Source organism: Paraburkholderia sp. BL9I2N2 (assembly GCF_004339745.1).
Classification (GTDB): domain Bacteria; phylum Pseudomonadota; class Gammaproteobacteria; order Burkholderiales; family Burkholderiaceae; genus Paraburkholderia.
Genome location: NZ_SMGP01000001.1, coordinates 3438583 through 3464506 on the forward strand (window position 1 = coordinate 3438583; position 25924 = coordinate 3464506).

Annotated in this window: 17 protein-coding genes and 5 pseudogenes; 6 read left to right on the top strand and 16 right to left on the bottom strand. The window is 59.8% G+C overall.

Features of this window, described 5'->3' with window-relative positions; translation table 11 throughout:
• Positions 1-525: 525 nt before the first annotated feature.
• The 5 genes from B0G74_RS15870 to B0G74_RS15885 all read right to left on the bottom strand — a co-directional run bounded on the left by B0G74_RS15870 (position 526) and on the right by B0G74_RS15885 (position 4176).
• Positions 526-1095 (bottom strand): hypothetical protein, encoded by a 570-nt coding sequence (locus B0G74_RS15870; RefSeq protein WP_132375840.1) that lies wholly within the window; start codon positions 1093-1095, stop codon positions 526-528.
• Between the two features lie 383 nt (positions 1096-1478).
• Entirely contained in the window at positions 1479-2177 is a 699-nt protein-coding gene (locus tag B0G74_RS15875) for an NERD domain-containing protein (RefSeq protein WP_243658197.1), read from the bottom strand.
• A 357-nt stretch (positions 2178-2534) separates the two neighbouring features.
• Positions 2535-3125 carry a hypothetical protein gene (locus B0G74_RS15880; RefSeq protein ID WP_207915650.1) on the bottom strand — a complete coding sequence of 197 codons (591 nt, stop codon included), beginning with the start codon at positions 3123-3125 and terminating at the stop codon, positions 2535-2537.
• Positions 3122-3283 (bottom strand): hypothetical protein, encoded by a 162-nt coding sequence (locus tag B0G74_RS46200; protein ID WP_207915651.1) that lies wholly within the window; start codon positions 3281-3283, stop codon positions 3122-3124. The genes B0G74_RS15880 and B0G74_RS46200 overlap by 4 nt, the downstream gene beginning before the upstream one ends.
• 86 nt (positions 3284-3369) lie before the next feature.
• Positions 3370-4176, bottom strand: coding sequence for a type IV secretion system protein (locus tag B0G74_RS15885; protein ID WP_347814516.1), 807 nt, complete (start codon positions 4174-4176; stop codon positions 3370-3372).
• A gap of 481 nt (positions 4177-4657) precedes the next feature.
• On the opposite strand from B0G74_RS15885, the pseudogene B0G74_RS15890 reads away from it, so the two are divergent.
• Together B0G74_RS15890 and B0G74_RS15900 are read left to right on the top strand one after the other, a co-directional pair.
• Positions 4658-5194 (top strand): annotated as a pseudogene (locus B0G74_RS15890) (transposase); the annotation flags it as partial.
• Between the two features lie 539 nt (positions 5195-5733).
• Positions 5734-6879 (top strand): IS110 family transposase, encoded by a 1146-nt coding sequence (locus B0G74_RS15900; protein WP_132374014.1) that lies wholly within the window; start codon positions 5734-5736, stop codon positions 6877-6879.
• A gap of 360 nt (positions 6880-7239) precedes the next feature.
• On the opposite strand, the pseudogene B0G74_RS15905 reads toward B0G74_RS15900, so the two are convergent.
• From B0G74_RS15905 to B0G74_RS15935, 8 genes and pseudogenes are all read right to left on the bottom strand, one after another.
• Positions 7240-8634 (bottom strand): annotated as a pseudogene (locus tag B0G74_RS15905) (IS701 family transposase).
• 430 nt (positions 8635-9064) lie between these two features.
• On the bottom strand, positions 9065-10210 hold the full coding sequence (locus B0G74_RS15910) for an IS110 family transposase (protein WP_132374014.1): 1146 nt from the start codon (positions 10208-10210) through the stop codon (positions 9065-9067).
• Between the two features lie 47 nt (positions 10211-10257).
• The gene (gene wecB / locus B0G74_RS47450; RefSeq protein ID WP_279388581.1) at positions 10258-10980 is read right to left on the bottom strand and encodes a UDP-N-acetylglucosamine 2-epimerase (non-hydrolyzing); all 723 of its coding nucleotides are present in this window, start codon (positions 10978-10980) and stop codon (positions 10258-10260) included.
• Between the two features lie 94 nt (positions 10981-11074).
• A pseudogene (locus B0G74_RS47655) lies at positions 11075-11473 on the bottom strand (UDP-N-acetylglucosamine 2-epimerase); the annotation flags it as partial.
• Positions 11474-13351 (bottom strand): nucleoside-diphosphate sugar epimerase/dehydratase, encoded by a 1878-nt coding sequence (locus B0G74_RS15920; RefSeq protein WP_132375842.1) that lies wholly within the window; start codon positions 13349-13351, stop codon positions 11474-11476. It lies immediately after the preceding pseudogene.
• 5 nt (positions 13352-13356) lie between these two features.
• Positions 13357-14389 (bottom strand): annotated as a pseudogene (locus B0G74_RS15925) (glycosyltransferase family 4 protein).
• 7 nt (positions 14390-14396) lie between these two features.
• Positions 14397-15353 (bottom strand): SDR family oxidoreductase, encoded by a 957-nt coding sequence (locus B0G74_RS15930; protein WP_132375843.1) that lies wholly within the window; start codon positions 15351-15353, stop codon positions 14397-14399.
• A complete protein-coding gene (locus B0G74_RS15935) occupies positions 15350-16195 on the bottom strand; it encodes a glycosyltransferase family 2 protein (protein ID WP_132375844.1) in 846 nt (281 codons plus the stop codon). Before B0G74_RS15935 ends, B0G74_RS15930 begins: the two co-directional genes overlap by 4 nt.
• Before the next feature lie 516 nt (positions 16196-16711).
• Between B0G74_RS15935 and B0G74_RS15940 the strand changes: the two genes are divergently transcribed.
• From B0G74_RS15940 to B0G74_RS15950, 3 genes are all read left to right on the top strand, one after another.
• Entirely contained in the window at positions 16712-18943 is a 2232-nt protein-coding gene (locus B0G74_RS15940) for a hypothetical protein (RefSeq protein ID WP_132375845.1), read from the top strand.
• Between the two features lie 146 nt (positions 18944-19089).
• The gene (locus B0G74_RS15945; RefSeq protein ID WP_132375846.1) at positions 19090-20040 is read left to right on the top strand and encodes a glycosyltransferase family 2 protein; all 951 of its coding nucleotides are present in this window, start codon (positions 19090-19092) and stop codon (positions 20038-20040) included.
• Positions 20041-20430 (top strand): GtrA family protein, encoded by a 390-nt coding sequence (locus tag B0G74_RS15950; protein WP_132375847.1) that lies wholly within the window; start codon positions 20041-20043, stop codon positions 20428-20430.
• 325 nt (positions 20431-20755) lie between these two features.
• On the opposite strand, the pseudogene B0G74_RS15955 reads toward B0G74_RS15950, so the two are convergent.
• Positions 20756-21217: pseudogene (locus B0G74_RS15955) on the bottom strand (transposase); the annotation flags it as partial.
• 74 nt (positions 21218-21291) lie between these two features.
• Here B0G74_RS15955 and B0G74_RS15960 point away from each other — a divergent pair.
• On the top strand, positions 21292-22581 hold the full coding sequence (locus tag B0G74_RS15960; protein WP_207915652.1) for an IS4 family transposase: 1290 nt from the start codon (positions 21292-21294) through the stop codon (positions 22579-22581).
• A 163-nt stretch (positions 22582-22744) separates the two neighbouring features.
• Here B0G74_RS15960 and B0G74_RS15965 read toward each other — a convergent pair.
• Together B0G74_RS15965 and B0G74_RS15970 are read right to left on the bottom strand one after the other, a co-directional pair.
• Positions 22745-23955, bottom strand: a protein-coding gene (locus tag B0G74_RS15965) for an IS3 family transposase (protein ID WP_132376965.1) whose coding sequence is annotated in 2 segments (ribosomal slippage) — positions 22745-23631 and positions 23631-23955 — 1212 coding nt in all. Because the reading frame shifts where the segments join, the coding sequence is not laid out codon by codon here.
• Positions 23956-24404: 449 nt separating this feature from the next.
• On the bottom strand, positions 24405-25640 hold the full coding sequence (locus B0G74_RS15970) for an acyltransferase (RefSeq protein ID WP_165923863.1): 1236 nt from the start codon (positions 25638-25640) through the stop codon (positions 24405-24407).
• Between the last annotated feature and the right edge of the window lie 284 nt (positions 25641-25924).

Below are 25924 nucleotides of genomic sequence, written 5' to 3' on the forward strand. Positions count from 1 at the left end.
GCCCGCACAATTGATTAACATCGCGTGATGAATGAACGCGAGGTTCACTTGATGGATGCCCCATCGACATGCCTAAGGAAAAGCGGACTTCTTCGCCGTCGTGAAGACGTCAACAGCTCGTCGGGTGTTCTGAAACCGCAGTTATTTCGTTATCCAAGACTGTCACGCAACCGGTTGCTGTCACGTCGACTAAAAGGTGGCAGCGGTTTGTACGGGCAGACAATGAGTGTTAGCCCAGTTATTGACCGTCCGAGACGATGCCTCTCTCTTCGCGCTGTCATTTTCAATGCCCAATTGCAGTTCTGCCATGCGAGACCACGTCAGTTCGCCGCAATGCAATTGGCGACCTCCTGAAATAGTGCACACCAGACTCTGGCACACCGCAGCGCGGACTAAATATGCGGGAGGATGGTCACGATGCCGCCCAGGAAGGCGCGGTACTGTGACCATCGATCAGTCTGGCATTGCTGCCTTCCCCCTGCGTGTCAGCGCCGCTGCGGTATCGACCGACTGCGGCGCGCACGTTCACAAGCTTTCAACAGCAAAGCAGCGATGCCCAACAACCAGAAGTACTATTGACAAAAAACAAAGGGCGATGGGTTCGCCAAGAGATTTCACGCTCAGCGTGGGAGCGGTCGCAATTTCGAAACATGCTCCAATTAAAGCCAAGGCGCTAAGCATATATGCAAATCGCCCGTTAAGTTTTCGTTGGCCAGCGGACTGACGGAAAAACCGCGTGACGTTAAAGCCCCTCGTACGAACAACGGCGTTGAAATCGATGAAATACCCGCGCCCGGAATCGTGCTTCACCGCAAATCGATCGCCGCCGCACTCAGCAATGAATAATTTTTGTCGATCGCATTGGTCCAGGACCTCCAAAAGCAATGACAAGCGTGGTGGCAACGTAACCTGCGCTGACTCGGTGTTTAGTAGAACACGATCAGTAAGTATGGTCCCACCGTCATAAGACACTTCAACATCTATTAACTTCATGGCTACCCCGCTATTAAATGGTTGTAGGATTTTTCGTAAAGCCAACCGCCTAAGACGCTTAAAAAAAACAGAATAAAGTGCCACTTGATAAGAAGTAGCCACTTTCCGACGCCAAAAGTTGCCGAGTCGAGGTCTACATCCGACATTAGTGGCAAGAGAGAAAAGGTCTTCCAAGAATCGCACGATCCGTTCCAGTCGATGCGTTGAAAACGCGGTGTGTAAGGGAACTTTAGCGCCCTGCACATGACGCTCCACGCAGAAAGCTAAGAAAAATAGGGGGTCTTTCCTCAGCCAATGGAATAGCAGTTGTCGCGTCCGGCACGCTCGGTACTACGACCGATACCATCATCGGGCGTTTTACTCGGGCGAAATCTACCGGACCGGAAGATTTGCTGGTTTTATGTTGGTGCCCGCAACGTCCGTTCAGCGTTGGCGGACACGTCCAGCACATTCGCTCCCATTGCCCTGAGCAACGTTTGGCAGCCTCAGATCTTTCCCCAATCCGCGCAACACGATTGCAAATGCGCGGATATTCTGTCGGTGTCAAGATATTGGGAGTGCTGTTCGCGAAAACGCTTTAACCGCGTTCGCATAAAATGATGCAACTCAACCTCTTGAAGGATAGTTTCCGGTAACGCGGGGTCGAGCACGCAATGCAAGGCAGAAAATACGGCAACGCATTCAACAGGGCAATTGTAGGCGCCGAGTGTCACGCGCAAGTGTCGCAGCGCGGGCTTTGCCCTGCGCAATGGAGATGTCTGGACGGAAACAATGCCGAGCTTTTCATGCAAAAGAAGCTCATCCGCATTCGCTGAGCATCTTACCGTGCCCATCCAGTCGTATCGATTGATGGCAAACGCTCCGAACGCGGAGACAGCAAGGCAATCCACCCACGTTACGGGATTGCGCGTGCCTGGCGCGTGCTCCAACAGGACTCCACGGCGTATAACGAACGCACTGTCGGTCATCGCCCTTAGCACCGAAGAAACACGTTTCGCTAACGGAGAACATAGCCGACGTCGCTGCGCCATCCATCCGGCGCGATCATCGTCCAGCCGCCTAGAACCCGTTGTTGGTCTCTCGGGGGATACAGCAATATCGAATGCGTTCTCGCGCGCAGGAGAAAACAACGCCTTAGCTTTTCCCATATATTCTCCTTTTGTTGGCTGCAGTATCGATGCCATGAGCTTGCCAGTTACGGGTAGAAGTCAAGGTAATGGCACGACGAGAGGGGCATCGGGATGCCTGCACGTTGGCCGGGTCAACTTGCACCGAGGCAGCATTTGAGCGTTTATTCCGCAATGCGCGGGAGCTCAAACCTAAGCCAAACCGGATTGTCGGTATGACGTATGCGAAGGAGGCAGGATTGGGGAAGAACGGCGGCGGATTGCAACCGGTGCATTGTTGGAAAGCAGAAATTCATGGAGATGCAATGCCTGCGACTACAAGGCTGAGCGTGAAAACGTCGGCGAACATCCTGCATTATCAGAAAGGAACCTATCCGTGATTTTGCTGGCGGGGCATATCACGAGAGGTAAAAGTCATGGATATGCCAATGAAGAAAAAACGTACCGTCGCCTCGCAGGCAGCGGCCCGAGGGCGACCTTCATGTTGCCGACCGTGTCGGCAAATTTGAAGTACGTCGATCCTTCCTTGTCGAACACGGCTTCAAGGCCTGCGGTGTTCTTCGCGTCAAATCCGTAGATGAGGCCGGCAACGCGCGCCACTTCAACGCTGTCGGAGCCATTGGACACAACAAACCGGTCCGCCCGGTTAATCGTCACGACATTGCTTGAGTCGTCCCATTTTGGCTTGAGGGAGTGCCCCTCCATGCCCCGAAAGACGAGCTCTTTTGCAGGCCTTTGTGAGAAGCGGATCTGAATGTGCGTGTCGTCGCCGTCCCGGATCGCTAGCGCACCGAACCTGGCGGCGAGACCACCGTCCTGCGGCTGCACTTTGTCGCCCGTGCTGACGACTACTCCCGACGCGGGCAACACGCTTGCTGCCGCTGTTTCCATCGCAGACTGCGCAGGCGCGGCGCTTGCCACATAGTTCACCCCGGTCGATTTGGCGGCCGCGCGACACAACGTCACGTGGTGCGCGGTGAAATCGACGTCAGCGTAGAGATTCACTGCCCCAACAGGCGGTCGAGCGACTGCATCCAGTTCTCGCCGTCTCGGGTTGCAAAGCTCTGCGCGTTCGTCAGGTCGACGTCTTTTTGCGCCGAGCCGCTCCAACCTTGCGGGACCAGCGACTTGACCATCTGCGCAAGCGGCAACGTTGCACTCATCGGACGCGTCGTCTCCAGACTGGGTCGCGGACCAATCAGTGCGAGGCGGTTCTCCCGCAATCATCGCTGCGTTGAACGAGTTAGCGTCAGCAGGTTTTTTGGCATTCGCCGCCGTCATTTGCAATGCCGTCGCCGCAAGCAGAACGAGAACGCCGAGCGTCGGACGGTGATATCGGGAGGTCATCCTGGTCAAGCTCCACCGGTCCGCTCAAGGCGGAAGAACGGAATGTAAATGCCGAAAGGATTTGCGGCGCGTCGGCGGTTGGCGCCACGATCTGGTAGCGAAGCGTCAGCGCATACGACTCCACGTCGGGCTTGCCGGTCGCGGCCGCCCGCGAGGTCGTCGTTGTGAACTCAACGAGAACTGTCTGATCTTCAAGCAGCGCGATGTTGCGCACATTCACTTCGCGGATCAGCTTGGGATTTGCGGTGATCTGCTGGAAAGGGGCGTCATCGCGCAGCCAGCTTTTGAACTGGTCGGTTGCAGCCCCAATCATCTGGGCCTTCACCGAGTTGATGTTTGACGACATGCGCGACGTCGTCAGGCTGTCGATCAGCACCGGCTCGATCGTGAACCAGCGCACCGCCATGTCGCGCATGCTCGTGCGCACGGCTTGCGAATCTGGCTTGTAGGCGATGAGCTCGGTGACTACGGGATGACCGCTCACGTCCGCCGACACACCGACTACGCGCGTAACCGACGGCGGCGGCTGTCGAATCCAGACGGCCCCTGCAGCAACGGGAGCCGAGGCGAACGCGATGAGCATCCAGCGATTGCTCTCGACCTTAAGCCGCGTGCTCGTCTCGAAAATGACTTTCGATGGATCTTCCTCGGCATACATGCCGGGGGCCGTCGAAAGCGCGGCCTGCCGCTTGTTCCTGAAAATGCGCATGGCAACCCTTGATGAATGGCTACCGTTGAAACAATTTCTAACCAGGCTTTTGCGGCGAAAGGCACAGAGATTTAACTGCCTTTTCAGCAACACGTCGTTGGCGCTTTACGCCTCTCCAAACGCTGCCGTGTAACGCGTTACGGGTCTAGATGCGAAAAGGCCATCAATTTCGCGCATCATTCCGAGGAAACCAACGAAGGCCCTGTGTTACCGGTTGTACACGTGAATCACCCATTATTCCCTTGGTCTATAACTGGTGATCGCCGGCTGCCACCGTTTCCCGTTTCCGATCAATGGGTTATCTCCAGTCCTGCCGTTCAGGATTTTTAACGCGTTATACGTGTACACGTGCTACGCGAACCGCTGACGTGCTCGGATCTGGTGTACGGGGGAGTTGAGGCGGGAGATTGAAGGCGGTGGAGGTTTTAGCTGAGAATCTGATTGTCGAAGTCGGAAACCAGCAAACAACAAACCATCCACCATGAACAAGTCTACGGAAAAACCGGTTGTCGGTCTATCGGAAACCGGTCTGGGCCTGGACGAATTGGTCCGTCACGGAGCCCGGCAGGTAATTCAACAGGCGATCGAAGCAGAGCTGGCAGCGTTGCTGGAGCGGTTCGAAAACGTCAAGACGTTGCACGGACAACGCGCGGTGGTGCGCAATGGCTATTTGCCGGAGCGCGAGGTGTTGACGGCGCCCGGCCCGATTGCGGTGAAGGTGCCCAAGGTTCGCGATCGTTCAGGATCAGGCGTGAAGTTCAATACATCGATTGTGCCACCGTATGTGCGCAAGTCGCCGCGCGTGAGCGCCGCGTTGCCGTGGCTTTATCTGAAAGGCATCTCAACGGGCGACACGAGCGAGGCGTTGAGCGTGCTGCTTGGTGATGACGCGAAAGGCCTGTCGGCGAATGTGGTGAGCCGCCTGAAAGCGCAATGGGCTGAGGACCATGCGAGCTGAAGCCGACGTGATCTGTCGAAGTCGCGCTACGTGTACTGGTGGGTCGACGGTATTCACACCTGTGGCTGAATTTTCGGTCGGCGTAAACAAGCAAGTACCCCTTGAAGTGGTGGTTCGCCTTATCTTGCGCAACCCAGTTTGCGGCCGATTCGTGAAACGACCACGCCACGGGGGACGGGGAGATGTGCTGCCGCGCCGGGGCGACGGTGCTGTTATTGACAGATGACACATCGGCTGCGGGTAGCGCAAGGTCCAATTGATCGACTGGTGCCGGTTTAACGCCAGCGCAATCACCAGCCGTCAACCCGCGGGGCGGATAGCCGACGCCGATGCACACTGGCACTGCCACTCGCCTTCACTGCATACTCGATCCATTCGTACGGCAGATGCTCGCCCAGCCGAGCCCATTCAAGCGGCGGCTGTGATTCAACGAGCAGGCGCGGAGGCGATGAAAGTTAACGTCGCCACATCCCGTCTACAACCGATTTGCGCCAAAAACGGAATGCCATTCGGCCGCTTAGATACTATGAGGGCAGTAGAAGCGAAGCCTGAGGAGTAAAACGGAATATGCAAACCGTTTTCTTCATGGGAGCACGCAAATGGACACGCCCGGCATGACCCGTAGTGGGCAGGATGTAAAGGTGGTCGGCTCGTTGTATGTCGCTTTCGAGTTGGGCGACAGGAGCTGGAAGCTTTGTCTTGGCGATGGCATTCGCTCGCCGAGCCGGTGTACGGTGGCTGCCGGCGATACCGCGGCAGTCCTGAAGGCGATTGCGAGAGCGAAGGTGCGTTGCCGCCTGCCCGACGACGCTCCGGTTCGCAGCTGCTACGAAGCCGGACGTGATGGTTTCTGGCTGCACCGCTGGGCGAGCGCGCAGCGGATCTCCAACCTGGTAGTGGACCCTGCCAGCATCGAGGTAAGCCGGCGGGCACGCCGCGCGAAGACCGACCGGCTCGACGCCGACCGACTGCTCTCGATGCTGATGCGCTACCACGCAGGCGAGCGGCGGCTATGGGCGATCGCACGTATCCCGAGCCCTGAGCAGGAAGATCAACGGCGTGTGCATCGGGAACTCGGCCGCCTTCGGCAGGAGCGCACGGCGCACAGCAACCGTGTCCGCTCGCTGCTGGTGCTGCACAACCTGCGCACTGAACACATCGGTGGGCGCACCTGGGGACGCTGGTGGGCGGAACACGCTGCGCAGCTCCTGCCGGACCTGCGTGCCGAGATTGACCGTGAGCTCGAGCGGCTCGCTCTTGTCGCCCGGCAGATCAGGACGCTTGAGACAATGCAGGCTCATCAGGTGCGCAACGGCGAGCAACCGGCCATTGCCGGGCTGGCACGGCTGGCGGGCATTGGCACCGGCAGTGCATGGACACTCGTGAAGGAACTGTTCGGATGGCGGCGGTTTGGTAATCGCCGCGAGCTCGCCGGCTGTCTGGGCCTGGCGCCAACGCCATATGCAAGCGGCACCAGTGAAGTCGAACAGGGCATCAGCAAGGCGGGCAACAAGCGGGTGCGATGGCTGATGGTGGAGCTTGCATGGAGCTGGCTGCGCTTCCAGCCGGCCAGCGAGCTGAGCAAATGGTTCAACCAGCGTTTCGGCGCTGCGGGCAAGCGTTCGCGACGCATCGGCATTGTCGCGCTTGCGCGCCGTCTTGCAATCGCAATATGGCGCTATCTCGAACATGGCGAATTTCCGGCAGGGGCAAAGCTCAAACCGGTGACAGCGGCGGAGCTGTAACCTGAGCAGCGACCCTCATTCAACGCAGGTCAGGCAGGTTTGCGCACCCGGACAGTAAGAGGGTTGCCCGGCGGGTAACCGTAGTTTTAGATGGGGTGCCTCGGTAACGGAGTGGTCCCAGCGCTCTGCGCATGCGGTATGTGGTGACCGGCCTGGTGCCGGCACGGATAGAAGTTACACCGGGCAGACCGCCCGGATATCAGACACTCCGGCCTCTAACTTCCTGCTGAACAGTCACAAAGGATTCCAAACAGAAATAGATATCACACCACCTCAAATGGAGGCCGCTGACTTGAGGAAAGCAAATCGCTAAAGGGCTTGACTTCCCATGCCCCATAGAAATCTTACTGTGTCATAAAGTCACCGCGTCTCACCGGACTTCGGCAGCATGGGCATACGTCGAGACTGGCGACAAGCCGCACGGTGAGTTGATAGCGAATGGTAGCGAGCGAATCAGCCGTGTGGCGTTGCGCGCGGCGAACTTCCCCTCGCAATGTAATCTTCGGGAACAGCAGGTGTCTGGCGTGCTGCGAAGTTTTTTTTGGCGCTCACTGGGGTGCCGGTAGCGAGACGTTCAGCGAGCAGAAACCCGTAGGCCGCAATGGCCAGGGCTGCATGGTGATGAAATCCGCGCCACCCTCGACATTCGTAGTGCCCCAGCCCCAGTTCCTGCTTCAGATCCTGGTAGTCCCGTTCAATGCGCCAGCGCATATGTGCGGACGCCACGAGTTGCGCCAGGCCGGTGTCGGCCGGCAGATTGGAGAGGTAGTATTTCAGCGGGTCTGCGTCGTCAGCGGGCCACTCGATGAGCAGCCACTGCTCGGGGCGTAACCGCGCCTTGCCGGTATTGCCACCCGCGTGGCGCACACGAACCGCTGCGAAACGCCCGCTGAGTGTTTCGTTCGAACCCTCGCGCCAACTGAGCGTCGTGAAGGCAGTAGCAGGCAGTGAATGGGCCAGTTTTTTCACGTTCACCGGTTGCCGGGAGGGCGTACGGCGGGGCACCGCAGGCGGGCGCCCCATGCCGCCATATGGTTTCGGCGGCAATGGTTCGACGCCCGGTGGCCAGACCACCAGCGCCGACGTGATACCGACCACGTAAGCCAGGCCCAGATCGTCCAGACGTTGCCGGAATGCGTTATCGATGCCGTAACCTGCATCCGCGAGCACGCAGTGCCGCGGTGCCCCGGCAGCCAGTAAGGTCTCGATCTGCCGCAGTGCAATCTCCGCCTTGGTCTCAAACCCGATATGCGCAGGAATGCCGGCTCTCGCGCGCCGCGCGTCATCCTCTGCCCACTCTTGCGGCACATAGAGTTGCCACGCCACCGGAATGCTGGCCTGCTCGCAGGCTAGGGAGACACTCACCGCGATCTGGCAATAATCCTGTTTCCCGAGCACGCCGCAGTACTGGCGCGCCACGCCTACCGAATGACGGCCCTTCTTCGGGAAGCCCGTGTCGTCCACTATCCAAAAGCCGCCGGCGGAAAAGTCCATTCGCGGCACGACCCACTGACAGACCCGACGCAGCAGTTCATCGTCCGACCAGTCGGCCTTCGCAACGAAGTGGTGCAAGGCCTGATGCCGCGCGCTGGCGTGAAGCGGGTCAACACTGGCGGCCATCGGTTCGACGCTCTTGCGCGTCAATGGCAGCATCAGGCCGGTGCAATAGGCCTTCAGGCCCGCGTGCCGGTCCGCATGACCCAGGCCTCCAGCCAGATGCTCAATGTACTGCTCAAACCGGGTTTGCGCGTTCATTGATCCTCGCCTTATGCCTGGATATCCTTATTGTATTTGACGATCAGGGTTTTCGGTATCGAACACCCCCATTTGTGACACAGTAAGATTTCTATGGGGCATGGGAAGTCAAGCCCTTTAGCGATTTGCTTTCCTCAAGTCAGCGGCCTCCATTTGAGGTGGTGTGATATCTATTTCTGTTTGGAATCCTTTGTGACTGTTCAGCAGGAAGTTAGAGGCCGGAGTGTCTGATATCCGGGCGGTCTGCCCGGTGTAACTTCTATCCGTGCCGGCACCAGGCCGGTCACCACATACCGCATGCGCAGAGCGCTGGGACCACTCCGTTACCGAGGCACCCCATCTAAAACTACGGTTACCCGCCGGGCAACCCTCTTACTGTCCGGGTGCGCAAACCTGCCTGACCTGCGTTGAATGAGGGTCGCTGCTCAGGTTACAGCTCCGCCGCTGTCACCGGTTTGAGCTTTGCCCCTGCCGGAAATTCGCCATGTTCGAGATAGCGCCATATTGCGATTGCAAGACGGCGCGCAAGCGCGACAATGCCGATGCGTCGCGAACGCTTGCCCGCAGCGCCGAAGCGCTGGTTGAACCATTTGCTCAGCTCGCTGGCCGGCTGGAAGCGCAGCCAGCTCCATGCAAGCTCCACCATCAGCCATCGCACCCGCTTGTTGCCCGCCTTGCTGATGCCCTGTTCGACTTCACTGGTGCCGCTTGCATATGGCGTTGGCGCCAGGCCCAGACAGCCGGCGAGCTCGCGGCGATTACCAAACCGCCGCCATCCGAACAGTTCCTTCACGAGTGTCCATGCACTGCCGGTGCCAATGCCCGCCAGCCGTGCCAGCCCGGCAATGGCCGGTTGCTCGCCGTTGCGCACCTGATGAGCCTGCATTGTCTCAAGCGTCCTGATCTGCCGGGCGACAAGAGCGAGCCGCTCGAGCTCACGGTCAATCTCGGCACGCAGGTCCGGCAGGAGCTGCGCAGCGTGTTCCGCCCACCAGCGTCCCCAGGTGCGCCCACCGATGTGTTCAGTGCGCAGGTTGTGCAGCACCAGCAGCGAGCGGACACGGTTGCTGTGCGCCGTGCGCTCCTGCCGAAGGCGGCCGAGTTCCCGATGCACACGCCGTTGATCTTCCTGCTCAGGGCTCGGGATACGTGCGATCGCCCATAGCCGCCGCTCGCCTGCGTGGTAGCGCATCAGCATCGAGAGCAGTCGGTCGGCGTCGAGCCGGTCGGTCTTCGCGCGGCGTGCCCGCCGGCTTACCTCGATGCTGGCAGGGTCCACTACCAGGTTGGAGATCCGCTGCGCGCTCGCCCAGCGGTGCAGCCAGAAACCATCACGTCCGGCTTCGTAGCAGCTGCGAACCGGAGCGTCGTCGGGCAGGCGGCAACGCACCTTCGCTCTCGCAATCGCCTTCAGGACTGCCGCGGTATCGCCGGCAGCCACCGTACACCGGCTCGGCGAGCGAATGCCATCGCCAAGACAAAGCTTCCAGCTCCTGTCGCCCAACTCGAAAGCGACATACAACGAGCCGACCACCTTTACATCCTGCCCACTACGGGTCATGCCGGGCGTGTCCATTTGCGTGCTCCCATGAAGAAAACGGTTTGCATATTCCGTTTTACTCCTCAGGCTTCGCTTCTACTGCCCTCATAGTATCTAAGCGGCCGAATGGCGGCCGCGGGCCGCGTTTTCGCTGGCGCGTTTCGGTCCAGCCCAAACATGCACTTCAGGATGCCAACGATCTGTTCGCCCGCCGTCCCGTCGCCGAAAGGATTTTTTCCCGCCGACATGGCCTGATAGGCGCCCTTGTCATTGAGCAGACGCGTGGTCTCGCCGACGATCGCATTGACATCCGTCCCGACAAGCTTATTGACGCCCGACATGACACCTTCCGGCCGTTCGGTCACGTCACGCATCACCAGAACCGGCTTGCCCAGCGCCGGCCCTTCTTCCTGAATACCACCCGGGTCGGTCAGGATGATGTGACTTGCCGCCATGAGCCGGAGAAACGGCTTGTAGGTCAGCGGCTCCTCCAGATAAATGCTCGCCTGATTGCTCAACACGCGGTTCACCACTTCCCGAACCTTGGGATTCATGTGCACCGGATAAATGATGCGCGCATCCGGATGCGTCTCGGCGATTTTCCGCAGCGCGGTGCAGATGTTCTCAAAGCCCGGCCCGAAGCTCTCGCGGCGATGCCCGGTCACCAGCACGATTCGCCGACCTTCCGCGAGCGCTGCTTCGACCCGGTCCGGCAGCGCGACATGTTCCCGTTTCAGGCGTTCGAGCATCAGGTACAGCGCGTCGACGACCGTATTGCCAGTGACGAAAATACGCTCCGCGGGCACCTGCTCGGCGAGCAGATTGCTTTTGGACAATTCCGTGGGCGGCGAAGTGCACATCGGTTACAAGCCAGGCCACACGTCGATTCAGCTCCTCCGGGAAGGGTGCGGCCATGTCATGGCTGCGCAGTCCGGCCTCGATGTGCCCAACGCGAATGCGTCGGTAGAACGCCGCCAAGGCTGCGACCTGAACCGTCATCGTGTCGCCCTGGACGAGAACGATATCCGGGGACTGCGTAGCGAGAAACTCGTCGATCGCGGTGAACAGCCTGGCACTTAAACCCGCCAGCGTCTGATTCTGCGACATCACGTCGAGGCTCGCGTCCGGCGTCACGCCAAAGTCTGCGAAGGCCTGCATCAACATCTCACGATGTTGCCCGACCGAACACAGGCAAACGTCAAAGTGTTTGTGCGCCGCGCGCAACGCCCGCACGACTGAAATAACCTTGATTGCTTCCGGCCTGGTGCCAGCAAACACCACAATTTTTTTCTTTATCATTCACAAAGCCCGTGTTGCCGGCGGCACGCTGTGCAATGCAGGCGTGGTCGCTGGCTGATATTCCGGCACCCAGCGCCGCAGATCGCGCCGGACTTCCTGGTCGCTCGGCACACGATGCTGCATCAACCAGGGCAGCAATTCGTCGAGCAGATTGTCGGGCGCTTCACGCGCCTGCGCGATGCGGAGTTTCGGATGCGGCGTGCGCGTGGTCGCTTCGTCGTCGGCCAGCAGCTCCTCGTAGAGCTTCTCGCCGGGCCGCAGGCCCGTGAAGACGATACGGATGTGCTCCTCGCTGAAGCCGTACAGGCGAATCAGGTCGCGCGCCAGATCGACGATCTTGACCGGCTCGCCCATGTCGAGAATGAAGATCTCGCCGCCGTGCCCCATGCTGGACGCTTGCAGCACGAGTTGTGACGCCTCGGGGATCGTCATGAAAAAACGCGTGATCTCCGGGTGCGTGACCGTGACCGGCCCACCCTTTGCGATCTGTTGCTGAAACTTGGGAATGACGCTGCCCGCGCTGCCGAGCACATTGCCAAAGCGCACCGTCTCGAACTGCGTGCGCGTGCTGGTCTGCTGCAACGCCTGGCAAGCCATTTCCGCGAGGCGCTTGCTCGCACCCATCACGTTGGTCGGGTTCACTGCCTTGTCGGTGGAGATCAGCACGAAATGCTTCACGTCGTGACGAATCGCCGCGCGTGCGACACGGTATGTACCCAGCACGTTGTTGCGCACCGCCTGCCATGCGTTCAACTCCTCCATCAGCGGCACATGCTTGTAGGCCGCGGCGTGAAAAAGAATGTGCGGCGTGTAGCGCGACAGCACCTGATCGAGCAGCAGGGAATCTTTGGCGTCGCCAATCACCGGCACCACTGAGAGCTTCGGAAAGCGGTCATGCAGTTCTTCCGTGAGACGGTACATCGCGTATTCGGACAGATCGAACGCAATCAACTGCGCGGGTTCGAAGCGCAGAATCTGGCGGCACAGTTCCGAGCCGATCGAGCCGCCCGCGCCCGTCACCATCACCACGCGGCCGCTCAACAGCGCTTCGACGTGCGGCATGTCGATACGTACCGGTTCGCGCCCGAGCAGGTCTTCGAGATCGATCTGGCGCACGCGCGACAGGAACGCTTCGCCTTGCGTGAGCGTGGTCAACGCGGGCAGCACCATGGCCCGCACGCCGGCGCGCACGCACAGCGTTGCCACGCGCCGCTGCGCATCCACCGACGCCGACGGAATCGCGATGATCGCGTGCTCGACCTTCATGTCCGAAGCCCAGTGCTGCAGGTCGCTGATCGGCCCCCACACCTTGTAGCCGTAGATTTCGCGGCCCTGCTTGGCCGGATCGTCGTCGAGCAGGCCCACCAGCCGCCATTCGCTCGAACGCGACAGTTCGCGCGCCAGGCTCGCCCCCGCATTGCCCGCGCCGAGCACCACCACCGGCTTGCCCTGTCCGACGAGGCCGCCGTATAGATAGAACTCCTTGGAAGCGCGATAGAGCGCGCGCGAGCCACCCATGGCGAGGAACAGCAGAAGTGGAGAAACAGCGAGGACGGAGCGCGGAATGATGGGATGCGGCTGCGCCATGACGGCCACCATCATCATCAGGAATGCGCCGGCCAGCACCGCTTTCGCGATGCGCATCAGGTCCGGCAGGCTCGCAAACACCCACATGCCCCGGTACAGGCCGAAGATGCGGAACATCACACCGTAGACAGGGAGGGCCCAGAGCAGGGTTCGGACGGCGCCGGACCAGAACTCGACTGGAACGTAGCCATTGAAGCGAATCAGGTATGCCGCGAGCCAGGCGCCTGCGACTGCGCATAGGTCGAAGGCGAAAGCGCTAAATGATAGCCATGAGGCTTTGTGTCGAAACATCGGCGTCACACCTCAGGTTGTTCGGAATCTGCTATCCGGAATCGACGCCAGCGTGAATCGACTCCGATACCAAGCAATACCAGCACGATCACCCATGCGCCCACGCTACACCATTGAAGGGCCGAAGACCAGCCAAGCAACACGACAGCAAGTACTATACCAGCCGCCATTACTGCATACCATAGGATGGCCGTCTTCGAATGCCCAAGTCCGTACTGGACCATGCGTTGATAGTAGTGCTCGCGATGCGCCTGCCAGATTTTCTCGCCGCGCAACAACCGTCGCAGCAGCGTGACCGAAGCGTCGCCGATGAACGGCGAAAAAACCAGTGCAGGAAACCAGATCGGCCAGACGCCGTCGCTCCAGCCCCAATAGCCGAAAGCGCCCGCCAGAAAGCCGAGCGGAATCGATCCGGCGTCGCCGAGGAAGATTTTCGCGGGGTGGAAGTTAAAGAGCAGAAAACCCGCGGCAGCGCCTGCCACGGCGGCCGAAGCCAAGCTGAGCTCTGGTGATGGATGCGCGGTGAGCGCGGCCCCAACGGCGTAGCCTGCGAAGCCGAACAGCGTCATGCCACCTGCCAGACCGTCCGCGCCGTCCATAAAATTGTAAAGATTGACCAGCCAGAGCAGTAAAAACGACAGGGCCGCCAGCAGCCAGACCGGCACCGGCGCCGGATGTGCCCAGACGAAGATCGCCACCGCGGCCAGGTGCGCCGCGAACCTGACCCGCGCGGGCAGTCCGCGCCGGTCGTCGATCTGCGAGACCGCCGCCAGCACGGCAGCGCACAGCGCGGCAAGCCATAGGTGTGGCGCGACGATCAGCGTCGCCACGACCACCACCGGAACGATGCCCCAGCCGCCCACGCGCGGCGTGGGGCCGTGTGTGCAGCGAGCGGTCGTTCGGAATGTCGGTGGCCAGACGCCAGGCGAGGCCGGTTCTGAGCAGCGCCCACAGAATCGCCGCGCAAGCGCAAGCGCAGCCGAGCGCGATCAGAATCACGCTCGTCCAGCCCGGCAACGTGGAATGGGACATCAGCATGCGCGCCTCAATGCGTGGATCGGTACCAACGGGCTGTCGCGGCCAGCCCTTCATCGGTGGAATGCGGCGCCCGCCAGCCCAGCACCGTGCGGATCCGGCCTGTATCCAGCTGCAAGGATCCCACCAGCCGGTCGACGGCCGCTGTGCGCCCCGTCAAGCGGCCCGCCAGCCTCAGCCAGCTCGCGGGCACCGGCAGCAAGCGGGCGCGCTTGTGCAGATGCCGCCCGAGCGAACGTGCGAGCTCCGCCACGGTGAGCGCATCGCTGTCGGCGACATGGAACGTTTGACCCGCGGCGCGCGGGTCGGTCGCGCAATGCATCAGCGCGTCCGCTAGGTTGTCGACGTAGACGAGGCTGCGGCGCGCGTCAATCGCGCCGAGCGGCAGCGGTACGCCTTTCCAGATCGCGTCCATCAGCCGCAAGAAATTGGCGCGCACTCGCGGGCCATAGACGAGCGGCAAACGCACGATCACCACCTCCAGGCCGGTTTCCTCGCCGTAGCGCACCAGCGCCTGTTCGGCCGCGAGCTTCGAGCGCCCGTAGGCGTCCTGCGGCGCCGGCGGGTCATCTTCCCGCAACGGACGACCCGCGTCCCCCTCGGCCAGCGCCTTGACGCTGCTGGCGAAGACGAAACGCCGCGCGCCATAACGCCACGCCGCCTTCGCGACGCGCAAGGCGGCCTCGACATTGGTGGCGTGAAACGCGGCGTCGGGATCGGCCGCGGTATCATGCATCACATGCACGCGTGCCGCCAGATGCACGACACAATCGACCTGAAACGCGGCGGGCCAGCCGGCGTCGACGCCGGCAAAATCCGCCTGAACCTCGACCCACTCGCTTACGCCCCGCTCGAGCTGCCCGGCCTGACGCACGAGTCCGCAGACCGTATGGCCGGACTGCATCAAGACGCGGCACAACGCCTCGCCGACGAACCCATTGGCGCCCGTCACCAGCACGCGGCTCATAGCCACTTCCAGCCGAAGCGGTTGAAGAACTTGTACGCAGACGCCAGGAACATCCGGACGTGCGCGGAGCCTTTGCGCGCGGCACCGCCGCCGTGATGCAGCACGCGCACCGCGGGCGCGTAGGCGACACGGGTAACGTCATGTGCGCGCAAGCTCAAATCGTAGTCCTCGAAGTACAGAAAATAGCGTGTGTCGAAGCCTCGAAGCTTTTCCAGCACGTTCGTTCGAAACAGCATGAAACAACCGCTGACAATGGGCGGATCCCAGCAGATGTCCCGGTCGTTGATCACGTCGCGCATCTCGTAGCGGGCAATGCGGCGCTGGAACAGCCGTCGCAATCCTGCCGGCAGAAAGCCGCGCACGAACAGGTCCAGCAACGTCGGATAGCGGCGGCAGAGGAACTGCTGATGCCCTGCTTCGTCGCCGATCCACGGCGTCAACAAGCCCGCGGCCGGATTGGCCTCGAAAAATTCGAGCGCGCGCAGTAGCGCGTGGCGGTCCAGGTCGATATCCGGATTGAGCACGAGGTGGTAACGGCCGACGGCGCGCTCGAAGGCCAGATTGTGGCCACGACCGTAGCCGACATTGCCGTGACCGCTGAGGATCGTGCTGGTGACGCCTTGGGCGCTCAATGCGTCCAACGCGGCACGTTCGTCCGGCAGGCCGCCGTTGTCGACGAGATAAAGGTGAACCGGCAGGCCCGGCCGCGTGGCGCGAAGTGCCGCGCAGGCATGACCGAGGCTGGCGAACGTGGTGGCCAGTTGTGCCTGATCCGGCCGATAGACGACCACGGAAACAGACAAGCCCTCAAGTTCAGGACGCGGCGCGCTAGTAGCATTCATGTAAGTTGGACTGCGTGCCTTATGGACGACACTTGGGAACGACAATTCGTTGTATGGCCGCAACAAGGCCGCAGTTTGCGCAAATCCGCCGCCTTCGGCAACTGGCTTTTCCTTTTGTTACGGCTCGCCGGCTACGGTTACCGTCGAGCCTGAAAAAGGGGACTATTCGCGCGGCGCTGCCGCCCCGCGGGACTCGGCGGCGCAGCCCTCACTGCACAACCGGCCGCTAGCCGTGAACCGGCGCTATTTTATGCTGGATTCGTCTGGCCGGGCCGACTCTCGGTCCCCTGCGGCATCGTGCGTGCTGCGCGCAAACCGGCCGCCGGCCGCTTACCCAAAAAAATGGGACAGGACCGGTCCGATATTCGCTTCGTGAAGGCCGTGCTCGCACGATCCGCCCTCAGGCTCGGAATACACCGCCCTGTAGAATGTCGCCTTTTCCGAAGTCCACGACACCTTCATCGTGACGATGAACGACACGGTTCGCACGCCAGAACCATAATGAGATGCCGCGATATGCCAGACATAAAAGATGCGGGCGATTCAACGCACCGCATTGCCATCACCGCTGTCATTCTGTTATGCCTTGCTCCGCTGCTAGTCAAAGCGCCGCTATTACTCGGCCTGCTGAACGCTGATCCGACCTTGCTCTACGCGGGTCTGCAACAAGGCTTGCAGCACGGTCCATTCGGCGGCTTCCCGCCTTACCCCACCATCGACCCCAACATCGCGTTCACCAGTCACACGCTGGGACATCGCGCGATTCTGGACATCTTGCATGGGCAGTGGCCATGGTGGAACTACTACGAAGGCGTCGGCACGCCGCTTGCCGGCGAAATGCAGTCCGCGGCGCTGTTCCCACTGACATGGCTGCTGTACTTCGAGAATGGCCAGCTGTACATGCACCTTGCGCTACAGATCATCGCCGGCGTGTCGACTTACGTGCTGTTGCGCAGAATGCGGATCGCGCAAGTCGGCTCGGTCGCCGCCGCGCTCGCCTTCCAGTTCAACGGGACGTTTGCGTGGCTCGCCAACGCGGTCATCAATCCGATTGCGTTCCTGCCGCTCACGCTGATTGGCGTCGAAATCGCCATCGAGCGCGTCGCCAATGGCCGTCGCGGCGGCGCCTTCTGGATCACGATCGGGCTCGTCGCAGCGTTGTATGCCGGCTTCCCGGAGATGGCCTATCTCGACGGACTGCTTATTCTTTGCTGGACGCTGGTGCGAACGGCAGCGCTGCCTTCGGCGCTGCGCCTGCGTTTTCTACGGCGCGTCTGTTTTGGTGGCGTGGTCGCGCTAATGCTGTCGGCGCCCATCCTGATCGCATTTTTCGACTATCTGCCGTTGAGCTTTACTGGCGGCCACGAGGGCGATGGTTTTGCATCCATGCACTTGCCCGCGTCGGTGTTGATCGCCACGCTCGTTCCGTACATTTTTGGCGGCATCTTTCAGGATCCCGCCGCGGGCGGTTTCTGGGGAAGCGTTGGCGGATACGCAGGCATTGTCCTCGTGATGCTCGCGCTGTGCGGCATCGTCGGTCAGCGATACCGTGGCCTGCGGGTCATGCTCGCCCTGTGGGTCGTCGTGACCGTGTCAATGTCGTACGGTTTGCCCGGCGCGAGCGCGCTGGTGTGGATCATCCCCGGCCTCAAACTGGCGGCGTTCTTCCGGTATCTGCCGCCTTCCTGGGAATTCAGTCTGTGCGTCCTCGCGGCGCTCGCGCTCAACGACGCCGCGAGCGGGCTTCTGCAACGACAGCTCAAATATGCCTACGTCGCGGTACTCGTCCTGCTCGTCGCGGGATGCGCGATTGCCCATGGTGCGGGCCTCAGGCCACATGGACGATATGTACTGGGAGCGGTGATCTTTACTGGACTGCTGCTGGCCGCGCTTGCTCTCGTCGTTTTCGCCGGACGTCGCAACGCCGGTTCGCAGCGCTTCGCGCTCACGCTGTCGATGCTTCTCGCCGTCGAAAGCGCGCTGTATTTCATCGCGCCGGTCATGAGCAATCCGTCGCATGGCAAAGTCGATCTGGCGGGCGTGCGATTCCTGCAGGCCAATCTCGGCATGCAGCGCTTCGTCACGCTCGGTCCGGTGCAACCGAATTACGGTTCCTACTTCGGAATCGCGTCGATCAACCATAACGATTTGCCGATTCCCCGCATCTGGACGGACTTCGTCACCAGCAAGCTAGACGCCAATGCTCCGCCTATTCTATTCACGGGTTCGTCGCGCGTGGATGCGGCCGGCCCGTCCTCGCAAGACAGCTTGCTGAAGAATTTGCCGAACTATCTTTCCATCGGCACGCGATACGTATTGACCAGCATCAATGCCCCGCTGCCGGAACAAACAAAAGCGATCGGCATCAAGCAAGTCGCCGCCGACACCAACATGCGCATCTACGAACTGAACAACCCGCGTCCATACTTCGACGCACCGGCGTGCTCGCTGGCAGCGGCAACGCGCGGCGAACTTCGCGCCAACTGTACGCGACGCACGACGCTCACGCGTCTGGAGCTCTACATGCCGGGCTGGCGAGCCTTCGTCAACGGACAGGAAACCGCGCTTCGTCAGGTTGACGAAATTTTCCAGCAAATCGACGTCCCCGCGGGCACATCCAAGGTTCAATTCGTATTCCGGCCTCCGCATATCGAATGGGCGTTCGTTGCTTTCGCAATCGGCCTGCTGATGATGCTGGTGGAACTCGGCATGTCAACCACATCGAGACGCGCCGCCATGCCCGTCTGACAGACCAACCGGAAAGAGCCGGCTTTCGTATGCGCTACCATTACGCCACTCGCCGAATTTGGGTCTGGCCTGCATAACATGCTCCGCAGCCAGCGCAAAAGCAGCTCGCCGCACTTTAGACCGTCAAACCCAGAACACAATCGCCAATGCAAGACTTCAACCCAGGCACCGTCGCCGTCGTGATTCCCTGCTACAACGAGGCAGCTACGATCGCCACGGTGATTCGCGATTTTCGACGCGCGCTCCCCGAGGCTTCCATCATCGCTTTCGACAACAACTCGACGGACGACACCGCACGTGTCGCTCGCGAAGCGGGCGCGGACGTCATCAAGGTTCCGCTGCAGGGCAAGGGCAATGTCGTGCGCCGCATGTTCGCGGACGTCGAAGCCGACGTGTACGTGATGGTGGATGGCGACGCGACGTACGACGCATCCGTTGCGCCTGCACTGATCAGCAAGCTGACCGAGGAGCGGCTGGACATGGTGGTCGGCTCCCGCGTCACCGACGAACAGGCCGCTTACCGATTGGGCCACCGCTTCGGCAATATCATGCTGACGCAATGCGTGGCATCGATTTTCGGCCGCACGTTCAAGGACATGCTGTCGGGTTACCGGATCTTTTCGCGCCGCTATGCGAAGTCGTTCCCGGCCCATGCATCGGGCTTCGAAACCGAAACGGAATTGACGGTGCACGCGCTCGGCATGCGCATGCCCGTGGCCGAACTGCCCACGCGCTACATCTCGCGCCCGGAAGGCTCCGAGAGCAAGCTGAACACCTATCGCGACGGCTTCCGTATCCTGATGACCATTTTCAAACTGGTCAAAAGCGAGAAGCCTTTCGCGTTCTTCACGGTCGGCTTCGCGATCTGCGCGCTGCTGTCCATTCTGCTGGCAATTCCGGTCTTCGAAACCTACGTCGAGACCGGGCTCGTGCCGCGCCTGCCCACCGCGTTGCTCAGTACCGCGCTGATGCTGCTCGGCGCGATTCTGCTGATCTGCGGCATCGTTCTGGATACCGTGACGCGCGGCCGGATCGAGGTCAAGCGGCTGGTGTACCTCGCCATCCCTGCGTCGCGCAAGCAGGAGCAAAGCCAGTAAATGCGCACCCAGTTTTTCAGGTTCGCCATTGCCGGCGCCATCGGCTTTCTGGTGGATGCCGGCGTGCTGTATGTGGCGCTGGCAATCGGCCTCGGGCCATATCTCGGCCGCGTCGTCTCCTTTCTCTGCGCAGCTTTCGCAACGTGGCAGATCAACCGCCGCATGACCTTCGTGGTGAAGCGGACGGAGTCGCTCTGGACCGAATGGGTGCGTTATCTGGCCGCCATGTCGGTGGGAGGCGCATGCAACTACGGGACCTATGTGGTCATGCTGCTGTTCCTGCCCAAGGTGACCGTTGCGCCGCTCATCGCGCTGGGGGTGGGCTCGATCGTCGGCATGTTCGTCAACTTCGCATTCGCGAAGTGGTGGGTCTTTCGCGCCCAGCATTGAACGACAGCGCCGCAAGCTGTCAGTCATTAACGGCGTGTTATTGCATGCTGGGAGCTTGCTAATTCAGCACGCGGATGCATCTGCCGTTCCGCGGCTGATCAGCGCCCTGCTGGCTCACGGACGCACATTTACGCCATTCACCGAATAAGCTGCCGTTTTCGGCGAGAACTTACGGCGCAAAGCTCGCGCGCCATTCTGCGAAGGAACTTCGACCAGCTTATTCATCGCGTAACCGAGGATAAGCGCGCCGAACACAGTCGCGAACCAGACTGGCACGGCGCCGAAGCGCGGATAGAGAATCACTAGCGACACGCTCAATACGACGTATCTCGGAGGCGAGCACGCTAGCTGTGATAGGCCCTACGCTAGGAATGCTCAGCAGACGTTGGCCGAGGTCGTCGTCGGCAAGCTGCATCTTTATATCCTTGTCGATTTCGACAATCTGTTTGCTGAAGTATTTGGAATGAACGTGTAAGCGTTCAAGGATAGAAACCAGACGGGGGGCAGGGAGTGTGCTGCAAGCACGGCCGGCAGGTGCGCGATGCCTGTTAGACCGATCGGCAAGCTGACCGAATTCGAACAGAAAGCCGTGAATCTGATTGATGGTCATCGTGCGATTACGAGTCAACGACTCGCGCACACGATGCAAGGCTGACAGTGTTTGTTGCGATTCGGTCTTCGGCGTGATGAAGCGCATCGAAGGACGTGACGCGGCCTCACAGATCGCTTCCGCGTCGACAAAATCATTGTTGTCGCCCTTTACGAACGGACGTAAGCGTGGCGCCAGCCTTGTGATTACCCACATTTCAGCCGCGAAATCTGGTAACCTGGCACGCGTTATATAGTCATTGCGCGAGCGAGATGGCTGAAAAAAAGCGAGCGGACGAGCGAGCCTGGATTGAGAAGGAGATCGAGGCGAGCAAATTTCAGGATGTCAGATTGCGCAAGCGCTTTGGCGTGGTGCTGGAGCGATTGTGGTCAGGCATGGGCGAAACGATTCCTTTTGCATGTCAGGATTGGGCTTCGACGAAGGCGGCTTACCGATTTCTGTCCAATGATCGGGTCAGCGAGCAGGATATTCTGAGCGGTCATTTCCAGGCGAGTGCGGATCGCTTCCGGTCGACGCGAGGGCCCATTCTGATCCTCCAGGATACGACGACATTCTCGTATCAGCGGGAGCGCCCAGAGCTGATCGGCTATACAGGCAAGATGATCATCAAGTGTCAAAAGAATGGTTCGCTAAAGCCGCTAACACAATGCGGCATTCTGATGCATTCGAGTCTGGTTGTTACTGCCGAAGGGTTGCCGTTGGGTCTGTCCGCAGTGAAGTTCTGGACCCGAAGTAGGTTCAAGGGTACTACGGCGCTCAAGCGCCACGTCAATCCGACGAGCGTACCAATTGAGGAAAAGGAAAGTTATCGCTGGCGCGAGAACATGCGCCAAACAGATACACTGCTCGGCGACCCAGTCCGTTGCATTCACGTCGGCGATCGGAAAAGCGACATTTATGAACTGTTTTGCACGGCGCACGACCTGAGCACCTTCTTTCTTGTGCGGACCTGCGTTGACCGGCTCGCCGGAGATGGCCAGCACACCATCGCAGACGAAATGGAACAGGTTAAAGTTAAAGGGCTACACCGTGTCGAGGTCCGCGACGCGAAGGGACATCCGATGACTGTAACCCTTGAGCTTCGTTACCAGCGCATGACAGTGTTGCCGCCCATTGGCAAGCAAAGCCGTTACCTGGCTCCGCAACTGACGGTGATCCATGCGCAAGAGCGCAATGTGCCGCCCGGGCGTCCCGGCATCGAGTGGAAGCTGCTGACCAATCTCCCGGTCCAATCGCGTGCAGAAGCAATCGAGAAGCTCGACTGGTATGCCATGCGTTGGAAGATCGAAACTTTCCACAAGATCCTCAAATCCGGATGTAAGGCCGAGGACTCGAAGCTGCGCACCGCCGATCGACTTGCGAACCTTATCTCCGTATTGTGCATCCTGAGTTGGCGAATATTTTGGCTGACGATGATTAGCCGATGCGCGCCACAAGCTCCGGCCGAGGCAGCCTTCACGCAACCGAAATGGATCTGCTCGAGCGCCTGGTCCCGGACTTGCCGGCTGCGGCGCAAGCACCGCCGCTCTTGCGAAATCTAATCAAGGTCGCACGACTTGGTGGCTACCTTGCCCGAGCCAGCGATGCACCTCCCGGCAACACCGTCATGTGGCGTGGCATGCAGCGTCTCACCGACATTCAACTGGGATACGAACTCGCGCTGAACCGAAGTGTGGATTTGCCCCTGTACTTCCGGACACCGCCTCACACTTGAGTTGACGAATCGGACCTGCGCCTAAACTCGCGTGGCGAGCGGTACTTCAGCGCGCTATGAGGGTGCTGCTCGTTGTAATGCTCGAACGCGACGGCGAGATTGCGCGCTGCAGTTGCTGCATCTGGTTTCGGCATGAAGGCAACATAGTCGCGCTTCATCGTCTTCACGAAGCTTTCCGCCATACCGTTACTTTGCGGGCTGCATACCGGTGTGGTCAATGGCTTCAGACCGATGTCAGAAGCAAAGGCCCTTGTTTTCTCCGCCGTGTAGCCCGAGCCATTGTCCGTCAGCCATTCAATTTCCGACGGCGCCTTCAGGACATCACCGAACCGGTTTTCAACGGCAGCCAGCATGACGTCGCGCACCACGTCGCCACTGTGGCCACCGGTCGTCGCCGCCCAGCTCATCGCTTCGCGGTCGCAGCAATCCAGAGCAAACGTGACACGCAGCGGTTCGCCGTTGTCGCATCGAAATTCAAAGCCATCTGAACACCAACGCTGATTGCTCTTCGCCACCGCGACCTTGCCATCGTGTGGGCGCTGGGGGCGCGGCGGTGCCGGGCGGCGCTCCAGCAGCAAACCGTGGACGCGCATCACCCGGTACACCCGTTTGGCATTGACGGTCGCCGCGCGATGGTTCTCTCGCTGCCGACGCAACAGGCCCCACACACGACGGTAGCCATAGCTAGGCAAATCAGCCACGGCCACTCGAATCTCTTCCACCAGACCGGCGTCGTCAGTCTTTCGAGCCGTACGCCCGTCCCGCCAGTCAGCCGGCCGCGCCAGCTTGTCCGCCACATTCGAGCGCGCTACACCGAGAACGTCACAGACCCGCTTCACTGGTCGTCCCCTGGCAATGAGGGTGAGCGCGCAATCCATTTTCGCGACTTCGCTACCTCCACCGCCTCACGAAGAATCTCGTTCTCCATGGTCTTTTTCCCGAGCAATCGCTGAAGCTCCCTGATTTGCTTGAGTGCATCGCTCAGTTCGGAAGCTGGCACGACTTCTTCGCCGGCACTGACCGCCGACAGGCCGCCATCCTGATGCAGCTTGCGCCAGTGAAACAGCTGATTCGGATTCACGCCGTGCTTGCGTGCAACCATCGAGACCGACTTGCCCGGCTCAAAACTCTCCCGCACCATCGCCAGCTTCTCTTCCGCTGACCACCGCCGCCGGCGCTCCGGCCCCGTCACTTCCATCATTTCTTGCTTGTTGTTAGTCAAAACCCAGTCGTATGCCTACCCGCTATTTTAAGTGGGAGACTGTGTCCGGCGATTCAGGGGGCCGCTCCAAAGTGGGTAATTGCAAGCAGGGTCGTACGGTTACGTTCAGGCGTCGCCGCAGTCCTGATCAGGCCGGCATTGCAAGATTAGGCCATCACCGCTCCAATGCCGAGCGAATCCAAGCCGTCAAATCTCGTCGGCAAAAAGATATGTTGAACGAGGGAGCAAGTTGGCGTCGCCAGATATTCGATCACCTTGTCAACTTGCCATGCGCGGCGCGTATGCACCCATTATCGAGGTTGGCACGCCGCAACGAAGTCACACGATTAGAGGTCGTCTCATCAAAGCGGAAGTATGCTGGAAAAGACCTCCGTCGATTTGCCGCTTACGTTGTGAATGACGAACAGTCGCCTGGAACGAACTGCTGGTCACGTTGGCGGTGTCCCAGTATCGCGTTGTCGCTTAAAACGGCTATTGACAATTTTTTTTCCAACGATCCGTTGAAAGGGCAGCTCGATAAATCGATAAGATAATTCTGCGGAGACAAAAACGAGACATCCGGCGATAGTTGCAGCAATAATGACGTTTTGAGCGTTTAGGGCAGGTCCGATTGTATGCGCCACGATTTCCTTGGTAACAATAATCATTGGTAGGTGGCAGAGATAAACGGAATAAGACCGTTGTCCAAGCCAGATTATCGGCGCTCCTAGTGACCATTGAGAGAACGCTGTCCCAGTTAGCGAGGAAAGCAGGCACATAATTGCACCGACAGCGATCGTGGGAAGTACGAACGGTTGCGGAACATGGATTGGAGCTGATATGCAGACAAATATTCCGGCGAGCAACAGCGCGATGGCAAGCGCACGCGGCATTGATATTACAGGTAACGCCCCATTTTTTTGGAGCAGTAGAAATGTCAGCGCACCTAGCGAGAACGCCTGCATGCGAAATGCCCACATCGTCGAAAAGCTTGCAGCCGAGAATGTCGACATGATAGCGGCAAAGATCAACATGGCTGCTACGGCCCATCGTCGACCCACCATGCAAATGAGAGCAGTCAACACGGCATAAAGTTGCCATTCAAGTGACAGTGACCATGTCACGCTATTAAAGTCGGCATTTCCGCAATTCGCGCCGAGGTGTTGTGCACAATACACCCAGTACGCGTTTGAAACTCCGGCAACTGCAGTCGCAGCACCGACAGCAATCTTGGTGGGTTCGACGTCAGGGCTTGATACGATGAAGAAAGAGATGCAGACCGACGCGATACTCCAGAATAAGACGGTTGGAAAGAGACGCCCCCAGCGTCGCGTCCAAAACGTTGCCAAAGCTTCTCGCCGTGAGGTTGCTAACCGCTTGTCCCGCAAGAATGAATGGCAGATCAGAAGTCCAGAGATGGCAAAAAAAATGTCCACCCCAGGCCAAAAGGCGAAATGATCAAAAAGTCTTCCGTAGCCGGGCAGCGTGGGGAGGCGATTGCGGTAATGTTGAATAAGGACCAAAAGTATCGCCACGGCTCTAAGGCATTGGATGTCGTTATTTTTTTCAGGGCGCATACGAAAAAGAGGGTAAATCCGGAAGATCGCTATCTTATCAGCCGAAACTGGAAACAAAAGTAAACCAAGTCTCCAAGTACGTCTCGTGCTCGCGCGGTAGGCCGTCAAGTCGAGAGCCTCCCAAGTGTTCGCGAGCGACGAAGACGCCGACAATGTTCGCTCAGAGAACACGGAAAGACGCATGGGAGGAGCTTCATCTTTGCAGGGTGGCACTTTTTCATCACATAATTGTCGGCCTGCGGATGCCGGGCCGGTGACGTTGCCTGCAAAGGCGGTATGAGCGTTTTAGGCACAGTGAACTGCAAAGGTCGGATGGTTCCGAACAGGCTTAAAAACATAAACAATGCTCCTTTCTTCAAACATGCGCAGGAAATTAGACGATTCGCAGGAAA